This window comes from Dyadobacter bucti, from assembly GCF_005869225.1.
Lineage (GTDB): Bacteria > Bacteroidota > Bacteroidia > Cytophagales > Spirosomataceae > Dyadobacter > Dyadobacter bucti.
This window is the reverse complement of the sequence record NZ_SWFP01000006.1, coordinates 51,544-77,583: the sequence shown is the minus strand read 5'-3', so window position 1 is coordinate 77,583 and position 26,040 is coordinate 51,544. Positions and strand designations below refer to the sequence as shown.

At 44.7% G+C, this 26,040-nt stretch carries 28 protein-coding genes and 1 pseudogene; 19 read left to right on the top strand and 10 right to left on the bottom strand.

Going from position 1 to position 26,040, the window contains the following annotated elements; all coding sequences use genetic code 11:
* Positions 1-75: 75 nt before the first annotated feature.
* From FBF61_RS20110 to FBF61_RS20090, 5 genes are all read left to right on the top strand, one after another.
* Positions 76-447, top strand: a complete 372-nt coding sequence (locus FBF61_RS20110) for a winged helix-turn-helix transcriptional regulator (RefSeq protein WP_138480674.1) — start codon at positions 76-78, stop codon at positions 445-447.
* A gap of 344 nt (positions 448-791) precedes the next feature.
* Positions 792-3,995 (top strand): SusC/RagA family TonB-linked outer membrane protein, encoded by a 3,204-nt coding sequence (locus FBF61_RS20105; protein WP_229215141.1) that lies wholly within the window; start codon positions 792-794, stop codon positions 3,993-3,995.
* 38 nt (positions 3,996-4,033) lie between these two features.
* Entirely contained in the window at positions 4,034-5,803 is a 1,770-nt protein-coding gene (locus FBF61_RS20100) for a RagB/SusD family nutrient uptake outer membrane protein (RefSeq protein WP_138480672.1), read from the top strand.
* A 90-nt stretch (positions 5,804-5,893) separates the two neighbouring features.
* Positions 5,894-7,207, top strand: a complete 1,314-nt coding sequence (locus tag FBF61_RS20095; protein ID WP_166444574.1) for a BNR-4 repeat-containing protein — start codon at positions 5,894-5,896, stop codon at positions 7,205-7,207.
* Between the two features lie 50 nt (positions 7,208-7,257).
* A complete protein-coding gene (locus FBF61_RS20090; RefSeq protein ID WP_138480662.1) occupies positions 7,258-7,461 on the top strand; it encodes a hypothetical protein in 204 nt (67 codons plus the stop codon).
* Here FBF61_RS20090 and FBF61_RS20085 read toward each other — a convergent pair whose 3' ends face one another.
* Positions 7,462-8,187 carry a tRNA threonylcarbamoyladenosine dehydratase gene (locus FBF61_RS20085; RefSeq protein ID WP_138480660.1) on the bottom strand — a complete coding sequence of 242 codons (726 nt, stop codon included), beginning with the start codon at positions 8,185-8,187 and terminating at the stop codon, positions 7,462-7,464.
* Positions 8,188-8,190: 3 nt separating this feature from the next.
* Positions 8,191-8,835 carry a TatD family hydrolase gene (locus tag FBF61_RS20080; RefSeq protein ID WP_138480658.1) on the bottom strand — a complete coding sequence of 215 codons (645 nt, stop codon included), beginning with the start codon at positions 8,833-8,835 and terminating at the stop codon, positions 8,191-8,193.
* Positions 8,836-9,012: 177 nt separating this feature from the next.
* Here FBF61_RS20080 and FBF61_RS20075 point away from each other — a divergent pair, with 177 nt between their 5' ends.
* Complete coding sequence (locus FBF61_RS20075; RefSeq protein WP_138480656.1) at positions 9,013-9,759, top strand: ThuA domain-containing protein; 747 nt, start codon at positions 9,013-9,015, stop codon at positions 9,757-9,759.
* Between the two features lie 65 nt (positions 9,760-9,824).
* Here FBF61_RS20075 and bla read toward each other — a convergent pair whose 3' ends face one another.
* Complete coding sequence (gene bla, locus FBF61_RS20070) at positions 9,825-10,568, bottom strand: subclass B1 metallo-beta-lactamase (protein ID WP_138480654.1); 744 nt, start codon at positions 10,566-10,568, stop codon at positions 9,825-9,827.
* Positions 10,569-10,723: 155 nt separating this feature from the next.
* On the opposite strand from bla, the gene FBF61_RS20065 reads away from it, so the two are divergent.
* From FBF61_RS20065 to FBF61_RS20045, 6 genes and pseudogenes are all read left to right on the top strand, one after another.
* On the top strand, positions 10,724-10,918 hold the full coding sequence (locus FBF61_RS20065) for a hypothetical protein (protein ID WP_138480652.1): 195 nt from the start codon (positions 10,724-10,726) through the stop codon (positions 10,916-10,918).
* A complete protein-coding gene (locus FBF61_RS35290) occupies positions 10,915-11,049 on the top strand; it encodes a type II toxin-antitoxin system RelE family toxin (protein WP_262712824.1) in 135 nt (44 codons plus the stop codon). Before FBF61_RS20065 ends, FBF61_RS35290 begins: the two co-directional genes overlap by 4 nt.
* A 17-nt stretch (positions 11,050-11,066) precedes the next feature.
* Positions 11,067-11,171, top strand: a pseudogene (locus FBF61_RS35630) (type II toxin-antitoxin system RelE family toxin); the annotation flags it as partial.
* Between the two features lie 41 nt (positions 11,172-11,212).
* The gene (locus FBF61_RS20055; protein WP_138480650.1) at positions 11,213-11,578 is read left to right on the top strand and encodes a DUF1304 domain-containing protein; all 366 of its coding nucleotides are present in this window, start codon (positions 11,213-11,215) and stop codon (positions 11,576-11,578) included.
* A gap of 36 nt (positions 11,579-11,614) precedes the next feature.
* The gene (locus FBF61_RS20050; protein ID WP_138480648.1) at positions 11,615-11,845 is read left to right on the top strand and encodes a DUF2281 domain-containing protein; all 231 of its coding nucleotides are present in this window, start codon (positions 11,615-11,617) and stop codon (positions 11,843-11,845) included.
* The gene (locus tag FBF61_RS20045) at positions 11,838-12,158 is read left to right on the top strand and encodes a type II toxin-antitoxin system PemK/MazF family toxin (RefSeq protein ID WP_138480646.1); all 321 of its coding nucleotides are present in this window, start codon (positions 11,838-11,840) and stop codon (positions 12,156-12,158) included. The genes FBF61_RS20050 and FBF61_RS20045 overlap by 8 nt, the downstream gene beginning before the upstream one ends.
* A gap of 110 nt (positions 12,159-12,268) precedes the next feature.
* Here the strand turns inward: FBF61_RS20045 and FBF61_RS20040 are convergent, their stop codons facing one another.
* Entirely contained in the window at positions 12,269-12,640 is a 372-nt protein-coding gene (locus FBF61_RS20040) for a hypothetical protein (protein WP_138480643.1), read from the bottom strand.
* A gap of 460 nt (positions 12,641-13,100) precedes the next feature.
* Here FBF61_RS20040 and FBF61_RS20035 point away from each other — a divergent pair, with 460 nt between their 5' ends.
* Positions 13,101-14,354 carry an AAA family ATPase gene (locus FBF61_RS20035; protein WP_138480641.1) on the top strand — a complete coding sequence of 418 codons (1,254 nt, stop codon included), beginning with the start codon at positions 13,101-13,103 and terminating at the stop codon, positions 14,352-14,354.
* Positions 14,351-14,836, top strand: coding sequence for a hypothetical protein (locus FBF61_RS20030; protein WP_138480639.1), 486 nt, complete (start codon positions 14,351-14,353; stop codon positions 14,834-14,836). The genes FBF61_RS20035 and FBF61_RS20030 overlap by 4 nt, the downstream gene beginning before the upstream one ends.
* Before the next feature lie 17 nt (positions 14,837-14,853).
* On the opposite strand, the gene FBF61_RS20025 is transcribed toward FBF61_RS20030, so the two are convergent.
* From FBF61_RS20025 to FBF61_RS20010, 4 genes are all read right to left on the bottom strand, one after another.
* Complete coding sequence (locus tag FBF61_RS20025) at positions 14,854-15,714, bottom strand: reverse transcriptase family protein (RefSeq protein WP_138480633.1); 861 nt, start codon at positions 15,712-15,714, stop codon at positions 14,854-14,856.
* Entirely contained in the window at positions 15,686-15,985 is a 300-nt protein-coding gene (locus FBF61_RS20020; RefSeq protein WP_138480631.1) for a helix-turn-helix domain-containing protein, read from the bottom strand. Before FBF61_RS20020 ends, FBF61_RS20025 begins: the two co-directional genes overlap by 29 nt.
* A gap of 697 nt (positions 15,986-16,682) precedes the next feature.
* A complete protein-coding gene (locus FBF61_RS20015; protein WP_166444573.1) occupies positions 16,683-17,135 on the bottom strand; it encodes a HEPN domain-containing protein in 453 nt (150 codons plus the stop codon).
* 11 nt (positions 17,136-17,146) lie between these two features.
* Positions 17,147-17,614: a hypothetical protein gene (locus FBF61_RS20010; protein WP_138480619.1), complete on the bottom strand. Its 468-nt coding sequence runs from the start codon at positions 17,612-17,614 to the stop codon at positions 17,147-17,149.
* A gap of 380 nt (positions 17,615-17,994) precedes the next feature.
* Here FBF61_RS20010 and FBF61_RS20005 point away from each other — a divergent pair, with 380 nt between their 5' ends.
* Positions 17,995-18,267, top strand: a complete 273-nt coding sequence (locus tag FBF61_RS20005; RefSeq protein ID WP_138480616.1) for a SymE family type I addiction module toxin — start codon at positions 17,995-17,997, stop codon at positions 18,265-18,267.
* Between the two features lie 896 nt (positions 18,268-19,163).
* Here FBF61_RS20005 and FBF61_RS20000 read toward each other — a convergent pair.
* Positions 19,164-19,763 (bottom strand): helix-turn-helix domain-containing protein, encoded by a 600-nt coding sequence (locus tag FBF61_RS20000; RefSeq protein WP_138480614.1) that lies wholly within the window; start codon positions 19,761-19,763, stop codon positions 19,164-19,166.
* A 108-nt stretch (positions 19,764-19,871) separates the two neighbouring features.
* The gene (locus tag FBF61_RS19995; protein ID WP_138480612.1) at positions 19,872-20,402 is read right to left on the bottom strand and encodes a hypothetical protein; all 531 of its coding nucleotides are present in this window, start codon (positions 20,400-20,402) and stop codon (positions 19,872-19,874) included.
* A gap of 154 nt (positions 20,403-20,556) precedes the next feature.
* Between FBF61_RS19995 and FBF61_RS19990 the strand changes: the two genes are divergently transcribed.
* The 4 genes from FBF61_RS19990 (at position 20,557) to FBF61_RS19975 (ending at position 25,923) form a co-directional block, all read left to right on the top strand.
* Entirely contained in the window at positions 20,557-22,797 is a 2,241-nt protein-coding gene (locus FBF61_RS19990) for a M28 family metallopeptidase (protein WP_138480609.1), read from the top strand.
* On the top strand, positions 22,794-23,534 hold the full coding sequence (locus FBF61_RS19985; RefSeq protein WP_138480606.1) for a hypothetical protein: 741 nt from the start codon (positions 22,794-22,796) through the stop codon (positions 23,532-23,534). Before FBF61_RS19990 ends, FBF61_RS19985 begins: the two co-directional genes overlap by 4 nt.
* Positions 23,535-23,540: 6 nt before the next feature.
* The gene (locus tag FBF61_RS19980; RefSeq protein ID WP_138480604.1) at positions 23,541-24,086 is read left to right on the top strand and encodes a class I SAM-dependent methyltransferase; all 546 of its coding nucleotides are present in this window, start codon (positions 23,541-23,543) and stop codon (positions 24,084-24,086) included.
* Between the two features lie 187 nt (positions 24,087-24,273).
* Positions 24,274-25,923, top strand: coding sequence for a hypothetical protein (locus tag FBF61_RS19975; RefSeq protein ID WP_138481297.1), 1,650 nt, complete (start codon positions 24,274-24,276; stop codon positions 25,921-25,923).
* Positions 25,924-26,040 lie beyond the last annotated feature (117 nt).

Sequence of the window (26,040 nt, the reverse complement as noted above, 5' to 3'; positions counted from 1 at the left end):
GTAAGTTGTTTTTGTTGGGTACAAAGCTATATTTGCACTTACTTTTAGGCAAGTACTTACCCCAAAGTATGTATCATGACAAAGATTAAAGAAAGCTCGACTTACAATGCCAACCGGGAGATCGTCATGCAGGAATGCCCGGTAACTTACGTGATGAACAAGATCGGCGGACACTGGAAACCCATTATCCTTTACCACCTCCTGGCAGGCAGCAAGCGGTATTCCGAGATCAAAAAGTCGATGCCGCACATTACGGAAAAAATGCTGATCCAACATCTTAAACAGCTCGAAGGAGATAACTTGCTTGTACGCGAAGCCAGGCCGGTCGTGCCGCCTTATGTTACTTACACTTTAACAGAAGCGGGCCGCGACCTCGAAACGGTGATCAACGCCATGGCAGCCTGGGCGTACAAGGATATGGATAGGAAAACACAAATTATTCCATAGCAAATTGCTGCAATGTTCCTTTCTTAAAAATTTTATTCTAGTAAAGTCCATATTTACAGAAATAACATTTTTATATTAAAAGTTGATGTTTATATTTACGGGTACGTACACATTTTAAAGTTTCATCGCGGTAACGTAACCGGAAATTAGGTTTGAAAAAATAGCAAAGACGAAACGTATACATCAATACGTAATGGTTTTTTATTGTCATAGTCTAAACTTTAACCCGCTTTTTTAACCAAAACAATTGCCTGATAAACCCTGAGAATCCCCCTTCGCAATGCATCTGTACGCATCGTTGAAAGGCTTTCTTTTTCCCACTAAAACCAAACCACTTTACCTACATGGCAATACAACTTTTATTAAACCCTATTGCGCCCCACCTCAGCAAATCCCTGAAACAGATCCGAAAGGTGATAGGATTTTCGATGGTACTCACGGGCGCCGCCTGCTTGCCAATACTCGCCCACGCCGGGCCTGCAGCACGTTTTGGTACTCACGTGAGCACCAGGGCCGCTATCAATGTTACCGGAAAAGTTACCGATGAAAAAGGCGAAGGATTGCCGGGAGTAAGCATTATGATCAAAGGGACCCAGACGGGAACCTTGACCGACGCCGAAGGAAAATATTCGCTGGAAGTGGCAGACGGAAAGGCGGTTCTCCTGTTTTCTTATGTCGGCTACAAGCCTAGTGAAGTGATGCTGAACGAACGGTCGATCCTGGATGTGCAGCTTGAGTCAGACTCGAAAGCGCTGGACGAACTCGTGGTGGTGGGCTACGGTACTGCCAAAAAAAGCGACCTTACGGGTTCTGTGGCACGGATCAGCGCCAATACCTTCAAAAGCCAGTCGGTTACCCAGCTCACTGATGTGCTGGCTGGTACGGTTGCCGGATTTCAGGCTAACCAGGGTACTTCGGCAGCCGGCGGAAGCTCGATGGAGATCAGGGGTTCCAACTCCCTGAACGCCGCCACTTCACCGATGATCATTCTGGACGGTGTGATTTTTAATGGCGAACTAAGGGATATCAACTCTTCCGATATCGAAACGATGGACATCCTGAAAGATGCCAGCTCCTCGGCGATTTATGGTGCCAGGGCCGCGAATGGTGTCATTCTGATCACAACGACAAAAGGCAAGTCAGGAAAGCCGACGATCAATTTTTCTACCAAGCTCGGGATTTCCGAGGCACTCAACAAAAATTTCGGTGCACGCGGGCCGCAGGGTTACCTGGACTTCCGCAGGGATTTTTTCCGTACACTCGGCCAGACCCAGCCTGACTTTTACTGGTTCAACCCAAACCAGCTTCCGCAAGGTGTGACACTCGACCAATGGAGAGCCGCAGCCAACAATCCCAATGCCGATAATACCCGGGAATGGCTCGCCAGGCTGAATTTTTTCCCAACTGAAATAGAAAGTTATGTGGCCGGCCAGCCCGTGGATTGGGCCAATGAGTTTTTTCAAAAAGGCAAAAGACAGGAATATGATCTCAGCATAGGCGGAGGTACCGACAATGTTTCGTACTACTGGTCGCTGGGCTATCTGGATAACACCGGTATTATCCTGGGCGACAAATTTTCGGCGATCCGGTCGAGGCTCAATGTGGATTTCAAAGTCACGAACTGGCTTAATACGGGTATCAATGCACAATATACCAACCGGGACGAAAGCGCAGTTCCTGCCAACATCAATGGACTGTACACCGTCAGCCCTTATGCCCGTATATACAATACCGATGGCACCATGGCCTGGTTTCCCCATGGATATCCGGGAGGGGAAAACCCGTTGATCAACCCGTACGGACAAGACCGTTCCAAGGTGGTGAACAGTGTTTTCGCATCGATTTATGCGGAATTGAAATTACCGCTCGGCATCACTTACCGCATTTCTTACCAACCGCGTATAGAGACCTTCCGTGACCTTAATTTCTGGTCGCCGCTCACACTTGTGGGAGGCAACGCCCGCAGCGGAGGCTACGCGACCCGCCAGAACAAAACCACGTCGGAGTGGATGGTCGACAATCTTTTGAAATGGAACAAGAAAGTAGGAATCCACAGCTTTGACGTGACCCTTCTTTACAACGCCGAGCGTTTCAAATCATGGGACGAAACCAATACGAATGAAGCATTTGCCCCAAGCTATGTGCTCGGCTACCACGGTATGCAGTTCGGCGGCAAACCTACCCTGACCAGTAATGATCTCCGTTATTCAGGCGACGGTCTGATGGGACGGATCAATTATTCGTTGATGGACAAATACCTTCTTACTGCTTCCGTGAGAAGGGATGGTTTCAGTGCATTCGGACAGGAAAACCCACGGGCTATTTTCCCCGCAGCGGCGTTTGCCTGGAAAATCTCGAACGAAAAGTTTTTTAAATCTGAAAAAATAAACGAAATGAAACTCCGGGTGAGCTGGGGTAAAAACGGTAACCGTGACATCGGCCCGTACGCCGCTTTCTCTCAGATGAATTCCGTCCAGTATTATAACGGCTCTGCAACCCAGATCGGGGTTTTCACTTCCACGCTTTCCAACCCTTCGCTTAAATGGGAAGAAACGGAATCGCTCAATGCCGGTATAGATCTGGGACTATTCGGGAACAGAGTTACCGTTACCATGGACGCTTACGACGCCACCACCCGCAACCTGCTGGTGCGCCGGTCGCTGCCAAGAGTTACCGGATTCGAATATGTAACCACCAACATCGGGGCATTGGGTAACCGTGGTTTTGAATTTACGCTCGGCTCGACGAACGTCCGTAACTCCAATATTACATGGAGATCCAACGTCAATTTCTCGCTGAACAGAAACAGGATCAAAACTTTGTTCGGGCAAACCGGCAGCTATACCCTCGAAGGAAGGCAGCAGCAGGGTGAAGTTCCTGACTTTTCGAACGGATGGTTTATCGGACAGCCGATTGATGTGGTATGGAATTACGATATCCAGGGAACGTGGCAGGTTGAAGAGGCGGAACAGGCCAAACGTTATAACCTGAAACCTGGTGACCTGAAGGCCGCTGACCTGGACGATAATGGCGCTTACGAAGCTTTGCAGGACAAAAAATTCATCGGTTATTCCGAGCCGAGATTCAATGTGGGCTTCCGCAACGAAGTGGAATTCCTGAAAAATTTCACGGCGTCCATCTTTCTCCGTGCAGATCTTGGCCACATCCGCGATTTCCCTGAATCTGTCACCGGCTGGTCGACATTCGACAGAAACAGCACTGCCAATTATCCATACTGGACACCCGATAACCGCAACAACGAATTTCCGAGGCTCAACAACAACGTAGCTCCTTTCGGTGGCGGGATCATGCCTTATAAGTCTGTTTCATTCCTTCGTGTCCAGGATGTGTCGCTTTCGTACAATGTACCATCAGCCATTGCAAGTATAGCAAAACTCAACAGCGTACGTGTTTTTGCAGCGGTTCGTAACCTTGCCACTTTCACCAAATGGCCGGGATGGGATCCTGAAACCAGCCTCGACCGCACCAGGCCGAGCCTGGATCCGATGCCAAGAACTTTCACATTCGGCCTGAACGTGTCTTTGTAACGAACCGATTTTAATCCAAAATTCCAACCAATAGCAATATGGAAATCAAAAAGAAACTAAGCTGGGTCCTGTGTATCGGGCTGGCATTTATGTTCTCCTGCTCCGAAAAATTCCTGGAACCCAGGCCGGAGTCGTTTTTTACGCCTGAAAATATTTTCGTCAATGAAGGTGGGTACCAGTCTTTGCTGGTAACGATGCGAAAAGATCTCACCCGTGAGCAAACGGCGCAAAAGAACTTCATGGCGCACCAGTGGGCTGCCTCCGAGGCCGGAGTTCCCTGGCTGCAAATGGACTATCGCGCCCTGACGCCCAACTCGGACCAGTATCAGCAGTTTGTAAATCAGATCAATGATATTTTTCAGATGGTCAAAAATGCGAATACGATCATCAGCCGCATTGATGAAATCAAATGGAGCAGCGAGGAAAACCGTAACAAAGTGCTGGGCGAAGCCCTCTGGCACCGCTCCTACTGGTATTACCGTCTGATCGGGAATTATGGGGATCTTCCTTTTATCAAGGAAGAATTGAAAGGTGCAAAACTGGATTTCAATACCCACAGCCGCTGGGCGATTTTAAACCAGATCCAGAAAGATGCGGAATTTTCGGCCGAGTGGCTTCCGGTTGTGACAAGTGCTGGTGTTCCTTCCAAAGGTGCGGCAAACCACTTGCTGACCAAAATTTACCTGGCCAATCTTCAGTTCGACAAAGCCGTAGCAACTGCTACCAAAGTGATCGAAGGACCATACAAACTGATGACCAATCGTTTCGGACAGGATGCGAACGATCCGAGAAAAAATGTGATCTGGGATCTGCACCGCCCCGATAACAAAAACATTGCCGCCAATACCGAAACGATCCTTGCTTTTGTCGATCGCTGGGAAGCGCCGGTAACGGCACGTTCGGCGGGTTTGTTTACGATGCGTGTGTACCATTGTGCCTATTATAACAGCGTGAGCGCCAAAGACCGCGAAGGGAAACTCGGCATGATCGACAGCGGTCCGTTATATGATTCATTAGGCCGTGGTAACCCCGACGTGGCGCTTAGCGACTGGCATAGCTACCGCATCTGGGAAGAAGGAACTTATAACTACAAAACCACTTCCGACCTGAGAAGAGCCAACATCAACTGGTATGACCGGGAGGAGCTGTTTTATAACAATCCGGCGTCCGTTCAGTACCGCCAGCCTTTTGACCCCAAAAATATGGATGTTCCCGGTGAATACTGGGCGCGTATTTTTCCTATGCCTTTTTACAAAACCTACTCGCCTAAAAAGCCTGACCAGACCGGACAGCCGCTGGGCAGCAATGGCGACTGGTATATTTTCCGTCTGGCCGAAACCTACCTCCTGAGAGCTGAGGCTTATTACTGGCTGGGACAAATGGACAATGCCGCTGCGGACATCAACGTGGTACGTGCGAGGGCCAAAGCCACGCCGATCACCGGCGCCAATGTTACAATCGATTATATTTTTGATGAAAGCGCAAGGGAGCTTTTTGCAGAGCAGCCACGCCAGAACGAGCTGAACCGCGTTTCATATATCCTTGCAAAACGTGGCGAAATGGGGTACAGCCTGACCAATATTCATGAGAAAAACTTCTTCTATGACAGGGTTTTCAAACTGAACGATTTTTATCGCCGGTCGGGTGAGGTGAGGCAGCTTGGACAAAGTCCGAATATACAGCCTTACCACTTTCAATGGCCGATCAGCGACCCTATTATCACTGCCAATACCCTCGGACGCATCAATCAGAACCTGGGTTATGTGGGCGCTCAGAATAATAAGCCCCCTTTGGAAACGATAGAATAACCTGCCGTTGATCTTATTGATACATTCCCCAACATCAGGCGCGGCTTTCCGTGAATCCTGATGTTGGGGGTTTTTAACTTTAATACCACGATGCGAACCTGCTTTTTTATACTCTTTTTGCTGGGCATTGCGCCTACCCTTTCTGCCCAAACGGCTAATACACTTACCGACGATGGTGCCTGGTGCTGGTTCAGCGATCCGAGGGCGATTTATACCCATCAAAAAAACGGTTCTGTGGTGACGGGCTGGGTTACAAAATCAGGTGACATCATAGCGGCTTCGCTGGATCTGAAATCAGGGAAAACGCAGCAAAAAAGGTTGTATACCAAACTGGAAATTGACGATCATGATAACCCCGCTTTTCTGGAACTGCCCGATAACCGCATTCTGACCCAATATACCTGGCACGGCGGCAGCAAAGACGGTATGGGGGTTATTCAAAATACGACTTTGCAGCAACTCGATGTCTCCACTTTTTCGGATTCACTTGTTTTCAAGCCCCAGACGCCAGAGCTGCTGGAAAAGTTCAAAAGAGAGACTTATACGTATGCCAATCCGTTTATGCTCAGCAATGAAAACAATAAGGTTTACAGCTTCGGACGCTGGGTAGGGTTTAAACCTAACCTGATCACTTCCACCGACAACGGTAAAACCTGGTCTGATCCGGTGGTAGTCATTACTTCCAAAGAACTGAATACCAATAACCGGCCGTATGTAAAGTACTACTCCGACGGCAAGTCGAAAATCCATCTCATATTCACCGACGGGCATCCCAATGCCGAACCGCTCAATTCTGTCTATTACTGTTATTATGAAAAAGATGCTTTCTGGCGGGCTGATGGGTCAAAAATTGCTGATATGAGCCAATTGCCTTTCCATCCTTCCGATGCTACTATGGTGTATAAAGCTACGCCCGAGACCGGTAAAGCATGGATATTTGATATTGTGGTCGATAAAAAAGGAAGACCGGTAATTGCCTATACACGTTACCCTACCAATGAGCAGCACCAATATTATTATGCTGTGTATGACGGCAAAAAATGGAATGATCACCACCTGATCGATTCCGGCAAGTGGTTTCCGCAAACGCCCGAGGGTAAAAAAGAACGGGAAGAAAACTACTCCGGCGGCCTTACCATTGACCCGCTCGATCCTTCGGTCGTTTACTTTTCACACGAGATCAATAAGGTTTTCGAGATATCAAAAGGTGAAACAAGGGATTTGGGAAAAACGTGGAAAATCACGCCCGTTACCCGGAATTCAGAACTAGACAACGTCCGGCCGGTGATCCCGCGATACAAAAAGAAGGGTGATAAAAACATCCTGCTATGGATGCAGAATCGCAAGTACGTTCATTATACCGAGTATGATACGAGTATTAAATGGATTATGCTGGGTAGGTGAATCGGGTTATGATCGGTGATAGTTTTGAAGGTCGGCCGTTTTTGTTAAATATGAACACGATGCGAATCAACATATTGAATCCCAAAGCCACAAGGCTTCTCAAAGATCTGGCCGATCTGAACCTGATCGAGATTCAGCATACTCCAAAAAATGGTTTCGCATCTGTACTAAAAAAACTTCGCTCAAAATCCTCTTCAGCTCCAACGTTAGATGAAATTACTTCGGAAGTAGAGTTGGTTCGAGCGAAGAGGTGATTAGTGCTCTATCAAATCGCGAATTACAACCGACGAGCAAACAGCCCCGAAAGTAGCGGGAAGATAGGACATCGTACCGTAAGCCGACTTTTTGTAGTTGGTACCATCGGTCAGCACCAGCGATTCTTTCAGTTGTTCTTCGGTTGAGAAGACCGCTTTGATCCCTTTATAAATACCCTCTTTTTTCAGGTTTTTCCTGATCTGCTGAGCGAAATTGCAGTTATAGGTTTTCGAAATATCCACTACTTTCAGCATCGTCGGGTCCATACGTCCTCCGGCACCCATGGAACTGACTATGCGCAATTTGCGGTGAAAGGCTTCTTTCAGAAAAGTAATTTTAGGCGTGACACTGTCGATCGCATCGACGATATAATCATACGAATCCGCCGAGAGAATTTCAGCCACTGCATCGGGATTGATGAATGTTTTGATTACGTGCAAGTTTAACTCCGGATTAATGGCTTTCAGGCGCTCGGCCATGATATCCGCTTTGCTTTGTCCGTGATTGGTAGCGAGCGCCGGCAGCTGCCTGTTCCTGTTGGTAGGGTCTACGGTATCGCCGTCGACGATCGTCATGGTACCAACGCCGCCCCGGCAAATGAACTCCGCGGCAAAAGACCCAACCCCGCCCAACCCGATCACCAGTACATGCGCCTTGCTGAGCTTCACCAGTTTTTCTTTTCCAATCAGCAATTCCGTTCTGGACAGCCAGCTAAAATCCTCCATTCTCTAGTGAAATACATTTAAAAAGTTTTTTTCAACCTGCAAAACAATCTCTTTTTCAGGTAAATTTTTAATCCTTGCCGCCGATTTATAAATTTCCCTGATATCGGTATCCGAATCATCGGTCTCCAATAAAACCTTGTCCAAAGGCGCAGCATTGAAAGTATGAAGAATATAATCCTTAGGATTAAGCAGGGATTTCCCAAAAGAAAGGTAATGTCCCGCATCGGTAACAGGCTGTACAAGACTTATTTTGTTATTAATCCCGTGAAAAATAACCGGAACTTTCACCCCTTTGAGCTCCGCCAGCACTTCGCCAAATGCCCGGACACAATGAATGATCAACGGCTTGTCCAGTTCCTGCGCCAGCAAAATATGTTGCCGAAAAACGCTCAATTGTAGCGGCCAGTCGGTATTGGTTACTTTATCAAGTCCACATTCGCCGATAGCCAAAACCTCAGCCTTCTTCGCATTTTCCACCATACTCTCCCATTGTTCATCCAGATTTTGAGCATCCAGATACCAGGGATGCAGGCCCATGCTTACCTTCCGGCCAGTCAGGTCGCTAGCAAAATCCTTGTACCGGTTTTCGATATGCAACACGTCGGTTGCCGGGGGATGATAATGCGTGTGGACATTGTAATACATCATGAACGGATCTGTTGAAACTCAAAGTTGCAAAATGAAACAACGCGCCGGACAGAACAATCGAAAAGTATATTTCGCCAGACTTTTGTTTTACTATATTGTTGAACCGGCTAGTCCTGAATCAGGGTTTGAAGCCTTTCAACAATGTACATTTAAATCAACATTGCATTCAAAATCATTATGTTAAAGCAATTATTCACCTTGTTTATTGTCGTTGCCGGAGCGGTTTCCGCACATGCGCAGCAGTTTAAAGCGCTACTTTTTACAAAAACCGCCGGCTTCCACCATGTATCTATCCATGAGGGAGTTACTGGGATAAGAAACCTGGCATCCAGGCATAATTTTTCCGTAGACTGGCAGGAAAATGCAGACGTTTTTAATGAAAAAAGTCTTGCCAACTATCAGGTTGTTATTTTCCTGAACACCACCGGTGATATCCTGAACGATGCCCAGCAGGCTGCATTTGAAAAATATATCAAAAGCGGAAAAGGATGGGTCGGAATCCACTCAGCAGCGGATACTGAATACGACTGGGCATGGTACGGGAAGTTGGTAGGTATGTATTTTAAAACGCACCCGGCGCAGCAAACTGCATTTCTGGACGTAAAAGACAACAATTTCCCCGGCCTGGAACGTTTCCCGAAACGCTTGCTATGGACCGACGAATGGTACGAATACAAAAAACCGTACAATGCCGACGATCTTAAAATCCTGATCAGTCTCGACGAAAAAACATACGATCCCAAAACCAGCCAGGGAACCGGGATGGGAGCAGAACATCCGATGGCCTGGTACCACAATTACGACGGCGGACGGGCATTTTACACCGGCCTGGGCCACATTGGTCTCGTATACTCCGATCAGTCATTTCTCGATCATCTGTACGGCGGGATTTTTTGGGCCGCGACAGGTAAAGGGGTGAAGTAATAAAATTTTGAAACAAAAATCCCGGCTGGATCGAAATCTGGCCGGGATTTTTTTGTCTTTGATAATTACTCCTGCTTTTTAACTTCAAACAAAGCCACCGTATAATCCAGCAAAGATGAATTGCCAATATCACCGTGGCCGGGGATTACGATTTGGGTATCGGGATATTTCATTTTGATTTTGGAGACCGTTTCTGACCAGACCTCCACGTTTGCATCGGCAAGGTTGCCTTTTGCTGCGTTGAGTTCTTTGATCAGGCATCCGCCGAACATTGCTTTTTCACTTGGAAAATAACCAATGATATTATCACGCGTATGTCCCTCTCCGTTAAACTCCGCGATGACACTCCGGTCGCCGACTTTCAGTTCCATCCGGTCCTTAAAACCCTTTTGCGGAACCGGGAACTTCGCTTTTTTGGCGGCCGCAATGGTTTTATTTGTAGCGTAAGACGGGATTGCGCGTTTGTGAAAAGAATGAAGCCCGGCCACGCAATCTTCATGAAAATGCGTAGCGATCACAGCTTTTACCTTACATTGCAGCGTGTTCTCCACCCAATCGATCACGGCCAGCGAAGTGGAATCGTCGACAGGCGTATCAAAAATAATGGCCTCGCCATTGTCATAAACGATCATTCCGTTGCAGGGTACCCGTCCGAAAGTTTCAGATTTAAAATAGCTTACATGCCTGAAAACGTGACTCTTGACTTTTTCAATGATAAGATTATCGGTTTTTAGGCCCTTGTCGGCATCCTGCGCAAAAGAGCCGCCCGAAATCATAAATAAAAAACAAAAAAGATACCGCCTGATCATAAATAGCTAGGAGTGATGAGTAATGAAGATAGCTGTAAATGTCAGATAAGTCAATTTTTTGTTTGCCTTTATCTCCGATTTTGTTGACACTAACTTGTTTCGTTTTTTTATCCTACCGAAAACCTTATTTTTGTTTTAAACAAAACACTATTTCCATGAAACTGGCAGGTATAAAAACCGAATACACACCCAAAGGCAAAGTGAAACGCATAACCATTAATGCCAACGCAAAAACCGAGCTCGTAGAAGATCTCATCGACACCATTCTCTATGAAGAACGTAAAGACGGTGAGTATCTTTCGCAAGAAGAAGCTATGGAGTTTTTACGGAAAAATGGCAAAATAAAATGACTTATACCGTCCGGTATGAGAAGCGCGCACTCAAAGAACTATCCAAGTTGCCTGCAACGGCAGTAAAGCAGATTCTCTCAAAAATCGATTCTCTATCCCAGGATCCCTACCAGGTTGGGATTAAAAACTAAAAGGATTTGATAACGTTTTTCGTGCAAAAGCCGGAAATTACAGGATTCTCTACGAAATAAATGACGGCAAATTGCTCATTATGATCGTAGCAATCGGAGATAGAAAAGATATTTATAATTGATTTCAGTATCAGCATATCACCTTAACTAAATCAAACAAAAAATGGAAATCCTCGGAAAAATCCTGGTAGGTCTCGTTGCCCTGGAACACCTCTATATCATGTATATCGAAATGTTTGCCTGGGAAACCAAAGGCAAGGAAACCTTCAAAGGCTCGCTGGCACCCGAATTATTCGCCCCCACCAAAACGCTGGCCGCAAACCAGGGTTTATACAACGGTTTCCTCGCAGCAGGATTGATCTGGACCTTTTTCATTGACGACCATCACTGGGCCTTTCACATCGCCATTTTCTTCCTTACCTGCATCGTCGTGGCCGGACTTTACGGTGCCGCGACAGCCAGCAAAAAGATATTTTTCGTGCAGGCGTTACCGGCGATTGTGGCGTTGGTGGTATTGCATATCAGGTGAAAGTGTGTGATATTTGAGTACACAAACTATCAAATCATGACAAAGCAAGCGATCATTGAACGGACGATAGAAGCTATCAGACAGCTTCCTGAGGATAAGGCGGAGGAAATTTCAGATTTTGCCGACTTTCTCAGAAAACGTTATGAAGAAAATCAACTTTCCCAGGGAATTCAAAAATTAGCTGCCGAAAGTGCTGCTTTTGAATTTCTGAACAACGAGGAAGAGTTATACTCTGTCGAGGATCTGAAGGTGGTTTATAATGGCTAAGGGAGATATTGTACTGATAACCTTTCCTTTTACAGATTTGAGCGGAAGTAAATTGAGGCCCGCTGTGATTTTAGCAGAAACCAAGTTTGATCTAACAGTTTGCTTCATCACATCGCAAACTGGCTTTCAAGAACAAAATGACGTTCAACTTATACCAAATGCTGGCAACGGACTCAGGAAACTATCACTGGTCCGCACAAGCAAAATTGCTACGCTTGACAGGTTACTAGCAAAAGGACTGTTAGGCAGCATCTCGGACTTAGAATTGACCGAGTTGAATGATAAGCTTAAAATTATGTTTCAGCTTTCGTAGCAAACAATACATTCCTGCCCGAAAAATCTGCGGAAGAAATAATAGCCGACCTAAAAGCAAGTCGCAACTTTCGTGAGAAGGACAGCAGCGCCCTTCTCACAAGTAGTGGCTTACGCAAAAAAACTAGCCCTACCCAGGAACCCTGGCTGCCAGCTGGAATCCCGGCGTCTCAATGCACGCGATACGGTAAGCGCCTCCTGCAACCTTTCTTCCGCGTCGCTCATTAAATCCTGGCTATGAAAATACTGCCCGATGATCTCCCACTCGAAAGAATCCGTTTTGGAATCGTATATCCCGATGGGTGTCCGGTTGCCGTCGGTCATAAGGGTGCCCAGCACATGCTGCGCCTCTTCTTCCGACGAGCAGCCAACGTGCTGATATTGGCCTTTCAATGTGTAAAGTACTGAGTAACGGTTAGGAGCAAACTCCTGAGACTGGCTTTTCGACTTGTCCTGTTTTGTGTGTTTTTGTATTTGTATCATGGTAATTTCTGTTTTCGATGCCCCGTGTGTTCGTCAGGGAATTTTACGTGATATTAAAATAGTTATGAAATGAGGGAAATATTTACAGTTTCTTAAATGCATCTAATTGCCTTCAATTCACTTAACGTAGATTGGTTGTCAATAGTTTACTAAAATTAGATGGATGGGTGAAGTTCTTCTGATAGGGAAGGTGTTTGGTGGAATAGTGCAATTTGACAAACTGTCAATAGCTCGTAATGAAAATCGATATGGAGCTGAATCAAATGGGAAGTTGAACGAGCGTCAATGTTTTGATAGAGCATATAGCGAGTTATAGTAACAATTGTTGTTGCTTAAAGTATAACATTATAGTCATAAACCGTAAATTGCAAGAAATCGGACAAGTAAACGCTAATCATCGCTCCTAAATACTTTATACACACGTCGTTATTAGAAATCTCATGAGTATTAATTGCGTAAAATGACTAGAATAAAAATAAGAAATTTTGGTCCAATTCAAGGTGGTCTTCAGGAAGACGATGGATGGATAGACGTAAAGAAAGTAACGGTTTTTATAGGTAATCAAGGTTCTGGTAAGAGTACTATTGCAAAACTAATATCAACTCTTATCTGGATTGAAAAAGCTTTGGTCAGGGGAGATTATAATAAAAAATGGTTTGAGAGGAAAAATCGATTCAAGAATCAATGCCTAGCTTACCACAGAATAGAAAATTATCTAAAAGACAAAGGAGATAATCATACAAGGATTGAATATTTGGGTGATGCATATGATATAAGCTATTTTCAGGGCCAGTTAAGCATTAAAGAGAGGGAAATTATATCCTATCCCTTGCCCCAAATCATGTATGTACCCGCGGAAAGGAATTTTATCACCTATGTTAAAACTCCGAAGGAATTAAAATTATCATCAGATTCTTTGAAGGAATTTCTTACCGAATTTGACAACGCAAAATCCGATATGCGGGGAATGCTTAGGCTCCCCATAAATGATGTCAATCTTGAATACGACCGGTTAAACGATGTATTAAATCTGCGGGGTGATGCTTATCGAGTTAGACTAACGGAAGCGTCAAGCGGTTTTCAATCACTTGTACCTCTATTTTTGGTTTCAGATTATTTAGGAAACTCTGTAAAAAGGCAAAGTGTATCACACAGAGAAACAATGACCACCGAAGAATTGGCCAGATTCAAAAGTGGTGTAGAAGATATTTTTACAAATGAAAGCCTTACTGACGAGCAAAAAAGGGCAGCAATTTCTATATTATCTTCTAAGTTCAATAAAACAGCTTTCATAAATATTGTTGAGGAACCGGAGCAGAATCTTTTTCCATCGTCTCAATGGCAGATGTTAGAAAGTCTTTTGAAAATTAATAACATGAATAATGGGAATAAGTTGATTCTAACAACTCATAGTCCTTATTTAATCATGTTTCTAAATTTGGCTATACAAGGTAATTACGTCAAAGATAAAATCATAGAAGCGAAGAAAATTGATAAGATTTTACCGAAACTTTCAAATGTACTTTCCATAGATGCACTAGTTAGCTCGGAGTCTGTCGTAGTATATCAATTGTTGGAAATTTCAGGTGAGATAAAGAAGCTCCCGGCTCCTTTCGGTATTCAGTCGGACAAAAATTTTCTTAATGAAATGCTTAGAGAAGGCAATAAAATGTTCGATTCACTATTAGAAATTGAAGAAGATTTAACTGTATGAATTTTTTTGATAAAGTCTGCCAAGAGCCCAGTCGTCTAGACAAATTTTTCGGTATATGCGATGATCAAGATGGGACAAAGGCATACACAGATATTGAAGATGAATCTAAATGGATTGCTACTGTAAAAAATGAAAATGAAGTAGAATTGATTTTTACCGCCATTGATGCGTGTGTTATCAAGGGAAATGAAGAAGAAGGTAGAAGGCGGTGCGATTGTATGCTGACCTCCAACGAGCATTTGTACTTCATTGAATTGAAAGATCAAAATAGAGCCTGGAAACAGGATGCTATTGAACAGTTGGAGTCGACTATACAGTTCTTCGAGCAATATCACGATAGCTCAGTTTTTAAACATAAAAAGGCCTTCGCATGCAACAAGCAGCAAGGATATTTTCAGGAGATTGATAATGAGCTAAATCTCCGAATGTTTAGAACTTATGGATTTCGCATTGATGCGCAAGCTGAGGTTGTAGTAGTCTAATACTTGAGGCCTATGATTCAGTCCGCGCGGCGTTTAGCAGAATTTGTGTTCTGGATTGCATTCAGGTAATTTGTGTAAGGTTTGAACTCTTTGTCAACTTCGAGTTTAGCAGCTTCTTTAATTTTTTCCGGTGCATCGATATAGTTGTTGAACACCCGTATTCCAGTAATCGTTTGATCGCCAGAATAAGTTGTCTTTCGATTGCTGATAGAAAAGCCGCCAGATTTAATGGTATGAAGTATTACAGGAAGAAGGTGACTGAAATCGGTCTGTGATGAAAGAGTAATGTCATCCACAAATCGTGAGTATGTGATTTTTTTCTCTGAAACTATTTGCATTATCTGCTCATCAGTCGGAAGAAAAATTAAGTTGGCAATATGGGTGCTTACAGGAATGCCTTGGGGTAAATGTCCTTTATAGGTGCAGAATCTGGTAAGGTAATGTGCTGCTTGCTTCGAATATCCTAAACAAATAAATAATCTATTTACCTGCTTGTTAGTAATGCGAGGAAAGAAGTCTTTAAGATCTGTCGTGAATTTATATTTCTTTCCCTGATGTAATTTTGCATTGCTAATGTTGCTCTTTCCCGTTGTGCCACCCTGGACATAGATGGGTAGGGGTATAGCATTCAAAATATTCTTTTTAATTGAGTTTTGAATGGCTTTCAAATCACCTTTCGAAGGTGTGATTATCCTTGTTTTGGGTGTCCCATCAGCGTATGTTTTTACCTGGCCGCTATTCTTATCAATTTTCTTCTCCGTCCATTCACTGTAGTACTTATCTATATTTTCACAAACAGTAGTGATAAGTTCAGGTGATGTTTTGAGTTTGGCCGCTAAATTTTTTAGCTCATTTCTCTGAAACTTTAAAGAATTCATCTACGAAAGCTTTAACAGACGGACTAATCATTTTATATGCCTCGCGTTTCTCTGTTTTTACATCGTCCTCTGATAAAGAGAGAAAGAATAAGAATGGAAGTGGCAGATCTAGTTTCTCACTAATAACTTTCAGCGTTGAAAGATTCGGCTCTTTCTGATTGTTTTCAATCTGAGATAAGTAGGTCTGAGTAATATCACAGCTGGCGGCAAACTCCTGCTGAGTAAGGCCTCTGTTTTTTCTTTGATCTTTTATAGCGGTACCTAAGTCCATAAAAATAACATTAAAAGAAATTAAGGAGCGTTCGGGTCGAAAGTTTCGTGATTTTCATAGTTCATATTTTTGTTTTTTAGTCTAAAAAAACTGTAATGATTCGCTCTACAACTTGTAAAATTTCCTCGTTAGTTTTTCCTTTCTTTTTCTTCAAAAACCTTAAATCATTTAACGCTTTCTCGAAGATATTTCTATCCCCCTCCGAAAGAGAACACCGGTTCATTAAGACATTCTCAATCCTACTGATGAGATTGTCAATGGTTCGAATTTGTTTTATTCTTGACATTTTATATAAATTAAGCAAAGGAACGACGTTGCCCTTTCCTCACTGCCAATATCGCCTTTGCTAAGAGTGTAAGCGATGTTCTCATTCACTCCTTAATTATTCCTTTCCTCATAAAATAAATTAATTGGAAATCTGGACTAGTCACTGCTACTGGTAATGACTGTTGCCCAAGGTTGACCCGTACGGGTTGCTCCGAAGAACTATAAAGAATCTCCTCTTAGCAATTGCATTCAAACCATATGTCAAAGAACTTATGCAAATATGCATGTTATTACTGATAGTTAATAATATGCACTATAATATTTTTTTGAATATCATGGTTTTCTATGAGTCGCGTGTAGACAACATGCTGATTTTTAATGAATAACAAATTTTATCGTAATTTAAAAAACCGTAACCCCTCTCCAGTACTCAACTCCCCACACTTATCCTAACCGAAGAAATCTGGGCGTTATACTGCCGATGATAAAACTCCAGGACCGTATTCAAATGCCGTAGTGCGCGGGCTTGGTGTTTGCAATAGGTAAGTTCGGCCTTTCCGGTGTCGACTACGCGGTTATTGGTTACCATCACCAGATAGCGGGATCGTCGGGAGAGGTTGTAAAGCATTTTATACGCTTTATAAGTATCCTCGCTGATTTTGCAGGGCGAAAGGCGATGTTCCGGATTTATTGCGTCGTCGACGTCGTGATGCGTTTTGTATTGCATCCCAAAATTCGCCAAATGCGCATTGATGAGATGGAGGGCAGTGTAAAAACATGTGGTAACCTGCCAGTCCAGTGAATCTGTGACGAGCTGATTGATGTTTTCAAGAAATTTTAAATTTCTGGTTGCCTGACGGAGGTGGTCTTCAATATGTGCCAATAGTGTGTTTATTATTTACCGAACAAAAAGTTATAGTGGCTTGGAACGGGAAGCATATCCGATTTTTCAACAATGGTCGTGGTCATATCAAAACCATGTTTATGATATTTTGCATTGATCTTCGCTTCTGCCATAATTAACTCTCCCTCAACATCTTCGGCATCATCTTCAATTTCGGCCCAGACGAGCAATTCAGAATTGTGAAAGCTTACCGCAAGTTTTAAAAATGGAGCTTCTTCAAATTTCTTCAACAGGTGAATATAATCGACGAGCATATTTTGAATATAATACTGCTGGGCGGTTTTCATCCCAGTGTCCATCATATCCTGAATATTACCATTGATGAGGGTTTCGTAAAGATGTTTTTGTTCTTCACTGGCAACGCCGGTTTCCAATGCTAGCTGGTCGACGCGGATGGAGGAAACGAAATCGTCGAACCAAAGGTCGGTTTTGTTCTTTTCTTCAGTGAGATCGTGCATGTGTAATTGTGTTTTTAATCTTAATTTATGATCGGAAGGGTTTGCGAATATACTAAGATTACCTAGCGATTTGAACAACGACGCTGGAGAAACCAACAACTCCCGAATATCAACGTTCAACAAAACAGAAATCTCATAACACGTTTCTCCATCGGCTGTCAGCAATCAAAACTGAAAAAAATTTAACCCGAAATCAAATATTTTTTTGCCCTTTGAACATAGCATCAAACTATAATTACTTGCTTTTTTATGTCAAGAAATAGGCGTTTTATGTAATACTTATATTTGATAAGCATTTAATTTACAGCTATTTGACCTTATTTATATTTTCTTTTTAATTTCTTTCTGTGCTATTATTGCAATGTAAAAACTACAACTATATGACACACGAAGAAAATCTCCAGCCTACCGATCAAAGGCAAGCAAAAATCCACCAAAAGTATATCCGGCGGGCTGATTACCGGGCGGTTGTTTTCCCCGAAATCCGGCTTTGCGGGAAGTGGCTGCATGAAATGGGATTTGAATGTGGGAAGGAGGTAACGGTAAAGGTTTTTAAAAATAAACTGGAGATTTCTTTGAATCCGGTAATTGTTTCCGAACCCGCGCCGGTTCGGAAGAGGCGGTATATTTCTTGTAAAGAAGTTTGTTCTTAAAGTTTTTGGTTGGTTGGTTGAATTCAGCGTTATGGATAATGGAGGCGCCTGCCTCCGGCGGTTGTTCTTTTGTCTTGACCGCGGCGGCGGACCGCACAAAAAGAACCAAAAGATCAAGGCGAAAAAAAGCTTCATGCGCTCAAATGCCTTACGCACCCCCGCTTTTTCGCCGAGGCCACCCGCGCACTGTGCTTAAAAACACCTTCACTAAAAGCATATTACACTATCCAAATCGTTGATCTAACAAAAGAAAATAAAAGCTAAAAAAACTAACATGCACAATGTGTGCGTTGGGCCGGCAAAAAAGCGGGGTGCGCATAGCTTCGTGCGCGGAAGCATTTTTTTGCCTTGACTTTTTTGGTTCTTTTTTGTGTCAAGACAAAAAGAACAATAACCGGAGGATGGAGCACAAACTCACATAATAAGCCGATTTAATAAACCAGAAGGAATATTGTGCCTCAAAAGCCTCACACACCCCCGCTTTTTCGCCGAGGCCACCCGCTCATTGTGCTTAAAAAAACCTTCACTAAAAGCATATTACACTATCCAAATCGTCGATCTAACAAAAGAAAATAAAAGCTAAAAAAACTAACATGCACAATGTGTGCGTTGGGCCGGCAAAAAAGCGGGGTGCGCATAGCTTCGTGCGCGGAAGCATTTTTTTGCCTTGACTTTTTTGGTTCTTTTTTGTGTCAAGACAAAAAGAACAATAACCGGAGGATGGAGCACAAACTTACATACTAAGCCGATTTAATAAACCAGAAGAAATATTGTGCCTCAGAAAGCCTCTTAGCAATAACCCGCCGAAGAGTGTGAGGCTATATTCTACTTTCGGCGGGACGATCCCGGCGATTTAGATACAAGGCCAAATAGCTGCAAATGTGAGGCTGCCTTTGTCACTGAATAATCTTAAAACCGAGTGGATAGACGTCTTCATCGCCACGGATTATTTTTTGGGTATTGATAAAAATGAAAACGGTATTGCCAAAATAGAGCAAGGCTATGACTGTGAGCATCATAAAAGGACTCTTGAAGAAAATCCCTGACATCCCGCCAAAACAAATAAAACCGTAAAAAATGATCGACCAGGTGATCTGGAAATTTAAAATACGTTTGCCCAGGTCCATTACCCCGGCGATTTCGTTCCTTTTAAAAATCCAGAGCACCAGCGGCGCGATGATGTTTCCGAAAGGGATAAACCAGAAAGACAAGGCCGACAAGTTCATCAGCCGGAGAAAACCCTGATCTTCGCGCATCAAACCCGACGGCTCGCCCACAGAAGCAAAGAGCTCTTCGGAGGCAGCGAGTTCTTCAACCGGAATATCCAGCGCCTGCGCCAGGAGCCGGAGCGTTTCGCCCCGAGGCACGACGCTCCCGCTTTCAATGCGTTGCAATGTCCGTAAATTAATCCCCGCATTTTCGGCCAGTAATTCCTGTGAAAGCCCTTTGCTTTTTCGTAGCGTACGGATTTGTTCGCCAATGGTTAGTTTGCTCATAAAGAAGTTATTTTAGACAAAACTATCAAGATAAATGCGTTTTTAATGACGGCATTTCTACGACATTTAGGAGTCAAATGTCTTTTCTCACGCAAATTGCCATGTGTATCAACCTAAAAAAGATATGGCCAAAATAGCCCACAAATTAAGCACCCACAGCAGGCCACCCAGTATCATAACGACAATCTGTCTGGTATTAAAAGAAGTTCTTTCGATTGTAGTAACTCCCGGATCATTAATTTTAGCAAAGTTGAGGGCCAGGAACGGCGGAATAAAAGCGGTAAAACCCAAGATAGAAATTAAAAAATAGGGAACAGGAAGATAGCCCAGTAATCCGATAATCACAGCAACAGCATGCAGCAAACTAGAAGGATATGATTTCGTGTATCCGTTGTTTTTCGCAAATAAAAGTATCTTGTTAAAAAGGCTGTATAAAAAGATAATGCTGAACAATGTGCGTGCAGCAGGCATGACTTCCAGATTATGCTCATCGCGAAAGAACCGCCACGCTTTGTAAGTCCACCAAAATGGATAGAGGCAAAAAGAAAGAATAGATAGGATTACAAATTTGTTCAGGCTGATGATTTCCTGGGTTTCAAGACCAGAGTCTGCTGATAAAACGCTTTCAGAATTTTCCATTAAAAATGAGGGGGATAAAGTTTTTACTAATGTATACGCTTTGAATTAAAACGTTACAAATTTTGCTATAATATTGGCTGTAAAACCGCTTTAATCAAGGCCAATCACTATATTAGTCAGATCCTTTACCTAACAAAACCTCACTCCATTGCCAATGCAGCCGATTTTCAAAAAAGCAGCCTCCGTTCTCTTGATTTGTATTGTATCAACCGGCCAGCTCCTGGCGCAGCAGCTGATGGGCTTTGGCGCCGAAGCTGCCAGAAAAGAAATTGATCTCGAAACCACATTCGACAAACAATTACAAGCCAACAATCTCCGCGACTGGATGAAGCTTATGACGGCATATCCACACCAGTTGGGGTCACCTTATGGGTTGAAAAACGCGCTCTTTATCAAAGAAAAGCTTGTTTCCTGGGGTTTTGAAACAAAAATCGATACGGTACATGTGCTTTTCCCGACCCCGAAAGTAAGGATCGTGGAAATGACAGAACCAGTGAAATTCAAGGCGTCGCTGACGGAGAAGCCGTTTAAGGAAGATGCCACTTCTGCGCAGACCAAAGATGTGCTCCCGCCCTATCATGCCTACTCGGCCAATGGTGATGTTACTGCGGAACTGGTGTTTGTAAATTATGGAATTCCGGAAGATTATGAGGAGCTGAAAAAGCTGGGGATCGATGTAAAAGGGAAAATTGTGATCGCCAAATACGGGAATTCGTGGCGGGGTATCAAACCCAAAGTTGCCTATGAAAACGGCGCGATCGGCTGTATTATTTATTCCGATCCAAAGGAAGACGGTTATTTCCAGGGAGATGTATATCCCAAAGGTCCGTATAAAAACGAAACGGGTGCGCAGCGTGGCTCGGTGGTGGATTTGCCCCAGGCTCCCGGCGACCCGCTCACAAATGGATTTGTAGCCAGTGCCGAAAACAAACGTCTGTCGGTGGAGGAAGCCCCTGCAATGATGAAAATCCCGGTTTTGCCGATCTCCTATTCGGATGCATTGCCACTCCTGAAAGCATTGGGCGGACAAGTTGCGCCTGCTGCCTGGCGTGGTGCCTTGCCGATTACCTATCACATCGGCCCCGGCCCTGCGAAAGTACATTTGAAATTGGAATTCAATTTTGATATTGTTCCCTGCTACAACGTGATCGCGACTTTGAAAGGGAGCGAATTCCCGGACCAGTGGGTAGTTCGGGGCAATCACCACGATGCCTGGGTATTTGGGGCGGCTGACCCGGTGAGCGGGGCGGTGGCCGAACTGGAAGAGGCGCGGGCACTGGGCGAGCTGGTCAAAACAGGCTGGAAACCCAAAAGAACGATCGTATACTGCTGGTGGGATGGCGAGGAACCGGGCTTGCTGGGTTCTACGGAATGGGTGGAAAAATACAAAACGATGCTTTCAGAGAAAACCGTGGTGTACGTCAATACCGACGGTAACGGGCGCGGCTACCTGGGCGCGGGCGGATCGCATACTTTGGAAAAATTCATCAATCAGGTCGGCCGGGATGTGATCGACCCGGAAAAAGGTACCAGCGTGATCGAGCGGCTGCGTTCGCGCACCATCGTCAGCGGCAACCCTGCTGCCAGGCAAGAAGCCCGCAGCCGGCCAGATCTCCGGATCGGTGCGCTGGGTTCCGGTTCAGACTATACGCCGTTTATCCAGCATTTAGGCATCGCGTCTCTGAACCTTGGCTACGGCGGTGAAGACAGCGGGGGCGACTACCATTCTATTTTTGATTCTTATGACGATTACATTCGGTTTAAGGACGGAGATTTTGCCTATGGTGTAACGCTGGCGAAAACCGTCGGCCGCTCGGTGTTGCGTTTTGCGAACGCAGAAGTACTGCCGTTCGATTTCAGCAATTTTTCCAATACCGTGCAGATGTATGCGACGGATGTGAAAAAGCAATTGGAAACAGCCCGCTCAGCCGCCGAAGAGCATAACAAGCTCCTGGCAGAGGGCCGCTTTGAGGCCGTAGCCGACCCGAAAGAGCCAAAAATGAACATTATCCCAATGCCCGTGGCGCCCTACCTGAACTTCGCCCCGCTGGACAATGCGCTGACGAAGTTGCAGGAAAGCGCGGATGCCTATGCAAAGTTGATTGGCAAATCCGAAAATATCCCAGCCGAAAAGCTCGCGCAGCTAAACCAGATCCTCTACAAAACAGAACGTTACCTTATCAACCCAGAAGGCCTGCCCGGAAGACCCTGGTACAAACACCAGATCTACGCACCAGGATTTTATACAGGTTATGGAGTCAAAACGCTGCCCATGATCCGAGAGGCAATCGAGCAGAAAAACTGGACGGAAGCCGAAGCCGGAATTTTGCGGGTGACGGAGGTTTTGAAGAATTTTAGTGCGGAGGTTGATAAGGCTGTGGGGGTGATAAAATGAACAAAATAACCTTTCTCCTGCTACTCTTTTCCGCCGCCGCTGCGTCGGCTCAGGTTTCAATTGTATCGAAGCATAATTTCAATTTTGTTAAAGGGGTTTATTCTAAAAAGAGCCTGGATTCGCAAGGTTTGCAGGATGTAAAGGAAGTAATTTCGCCTCAGCTGGAAATGGGTGCGGATCAGGGAACATTCGCTTTTATGTTTCCTCCTGAAACCGGGGTTTTGCTTTTTAAATCCAAAAATCTGGGTGATACGGGTAATATTTCTGGCAAGTTGTCGGCGGCCACGGTTGTGCGGATCGATACTATTTTTTACAATCAGGCCTATTTGAGCCCGAAAGATTCACTTTTTAGTTTCGATATCTGCTACGCATTGAATATCAACGGGAAGCGATACTATACTGATTTTCGGCCTCACGATTTTATTCCGTTCAAACGGCCGTTGCTGGATCATGGTCAGTTACTCTGCCTGGCCGGCCAATCGACAGGCTATGATATGTATGCAGACAATGGTTACCCCGATCTTATCCACATCGTAGTTTTTCAAAAAGCCGGTAATTCCCTACAATTAATATTCGAAAGCGGGCAATTGCCTTTTCGTTACGAAGATGAATTCTGGGAAGATGAAGAAAGCATGAAGTGGAACTACGATACAGGTAAGAAGGAGCTTCGGATGGAGATTAAGGGGAACCCGGGGTATGAGGGGGTCTGGGATGGAAATCAGCTGAAACAGAACTGATTACTTATGACAATCAAAGAAGCCGTCGCGCTGATCAGCAAAGGAGTTTACGGGGCCGGTAAACCCCAGAAATGGGTCGATCTGGGCTGTGGAAGCGGCACATTTACAAGAGCACTGGCAGATATATTGCCTTACGAAAGCCAAATTCTGGCGGTAGACCAAAGCATACAGCATCTGGAAAAGACAATGGGGAACAGCGTATCCGTTGATTTCCTGCACGCAGATTTTGAACGAACCGATCTTGGCCTGTTAAATCTTGATGGGATCCTGCTGGCCAACTCACTGCATTACGTAAAAGACAAAAAAGCATTGGTCAGCCGGCTTGAAAAATATTTGTCCACCGACAAAAGATTTCTGATCGTAGAGTACGACTCATTAAGCGCGAACCAATGGGTACCCTACCCGATTGATTTTATTCGGTTGAAAGAATTGTTTACACAACTGAATTACAATAAAGTAGTCAAATTATCGGAACAAAAATCAGTTTATGGCCGGGGTAACATTTATGCTGCAAGTATATTGCCTACCTCCCAAAAAGCAACCCCACCGTAAGCTCTAGTCTCCCCAAACCCTCAACTCATCCTTATCGAGTTTTACGGTTTCTTTTTGGCGGCCGGTTTCCCTTATTTACTTTGGAGTCGCGGACTTGCAGTGCCACGTTTTAAATAACCTCGCTACAGAGTAGTGAACAGACAATCTTGCTTTTTTGAAAGTAATGATCACCAACCTAATCCTTATGATGAAATACACACTCCTGGTATCCCTCCTATTTTTCACATTTGCAACACAGGCCCAGAATAAAGGCCCTCTTGAAAATATCGTAGTCACCTCGCAAAAGGGAAAAACCCAAGTTTCCGCAGGTGAAAATGGCGAATTGCAAGTCAATGTATCTCCAAAGGATGTGCGTAAATATAAAGCTGCGGGATGGGTACATTATAGTGATTTTGGCGCGGAAGGCGATGGCAAAACCGACGATATAAATGCTATCGCAGCGACCCACGCATTTGCCAATTTGCACGGACTTCTGGTAAAAGCCGACGATGGCGACACCTATTACATCGGAGGGAAAGAACGCACGGCTATTATCCAGACCGACACCGATTTCGGTAAGGCGGCATTCATCATTGACGATACCGAAGTGCAGAATCGAAATGCCTCCGTTTTTACGATCAGTTCGGGGCTGCAATCGTTCAAGCTGGAAAAGATTACTTCACTTAAAAGAAATCAGGAAAAAATCGACGCGACTTTGCCGGGTCCGTGCCTGGTTACGGTTACCAATTCCAATGTAAAACATTACATCCGATTTGGCCTCAATCAAAACAATGGCTCTGCGCAAACGGATATATTTATCGTTGATAAAAACGGAAATGTGGATAAGAACGCTCCTATTATCTGGGATTTTGACCAGATTACCCAGATTACCGCACTTCCCATCGACGAAAAACCGTTGAAAATAACCGGCGGGCGTTTCACCACAATTGCCAACAAGGCTGAGTCGAAATACAATTATTACAGCCGGAACATCGCGATCAAAAGATCCAATGTACTTGTCGAAGGTCTCGAACACCGCATTATGGGCGAAGGCGACCACGGTGCGCCTTACGGGGGATTTATCTACATCGGTGACTGTGCTTATGTCACCGTAAAAAACACCATTCTGACCGGGCACAAAACATATAGCACCATCGGCGCGGCGGGCAAGCCGGTTTCTATGGGCACTTACGACCTTTCCGCAAGCCGGTCGCTGAATGTATCGTTCGTGAACTGTACCCAAACCAACGACATTAATGACAGCAAATACTGGGGTATTCTGGGCTCTAATTTCTGCAAAAATATGCTTTACGATCATTGTACCCTCTCCCGTTTTGACGCACATCAGGGCGTCGCCAACGCCACCATCCGCAATTCGACCCTCGGGCACATGGGGATCAATGCCATCGGCAGCGGAATGTTGCTGGTCGAAAATTCCACCATCCGCGGCCGGAGCATCGTCAACCTGCGCTCCGACTACGGCAGTACCTGGCAGGGGGAGCTGGTGATCCGCAACTGTGTTTTCGTACCGGCGGACGGCAAACCAATCACTGCCTCCCTGGTCAGCGGATCCTATTCAGGCCAGCATGATTTCGGTTATACCTGCTATATGCCCGAAAAAATCACCATTGAGAATCTCCGTATCGATGATTCCGGGCATCCGGAAAATTACCAGGGGCCCGCCATTTTCACCAATTTCAATCCGGAAATGACTGACAATACTTACCAGGAAAAATTCCCGTATGTCAAAACCAAAGAGGTTATTCTCAGGAACGTGACGACTGCCAGCGGGGAAGCGGTGAGGCTCAGCGACAATCCTTTCATGTTCAGGGAAGTAAAGGTCAGTACCGGTCAGTGACGTCCTTGGGATCCGGCCAGGCTTTTTAGCCTGACAACGACAAGATATATCTGACTGCTTTGTTAATCCATGCTATTTGCGTCAACGGACAGTACGTTAATTGAATGAACTAGTGCT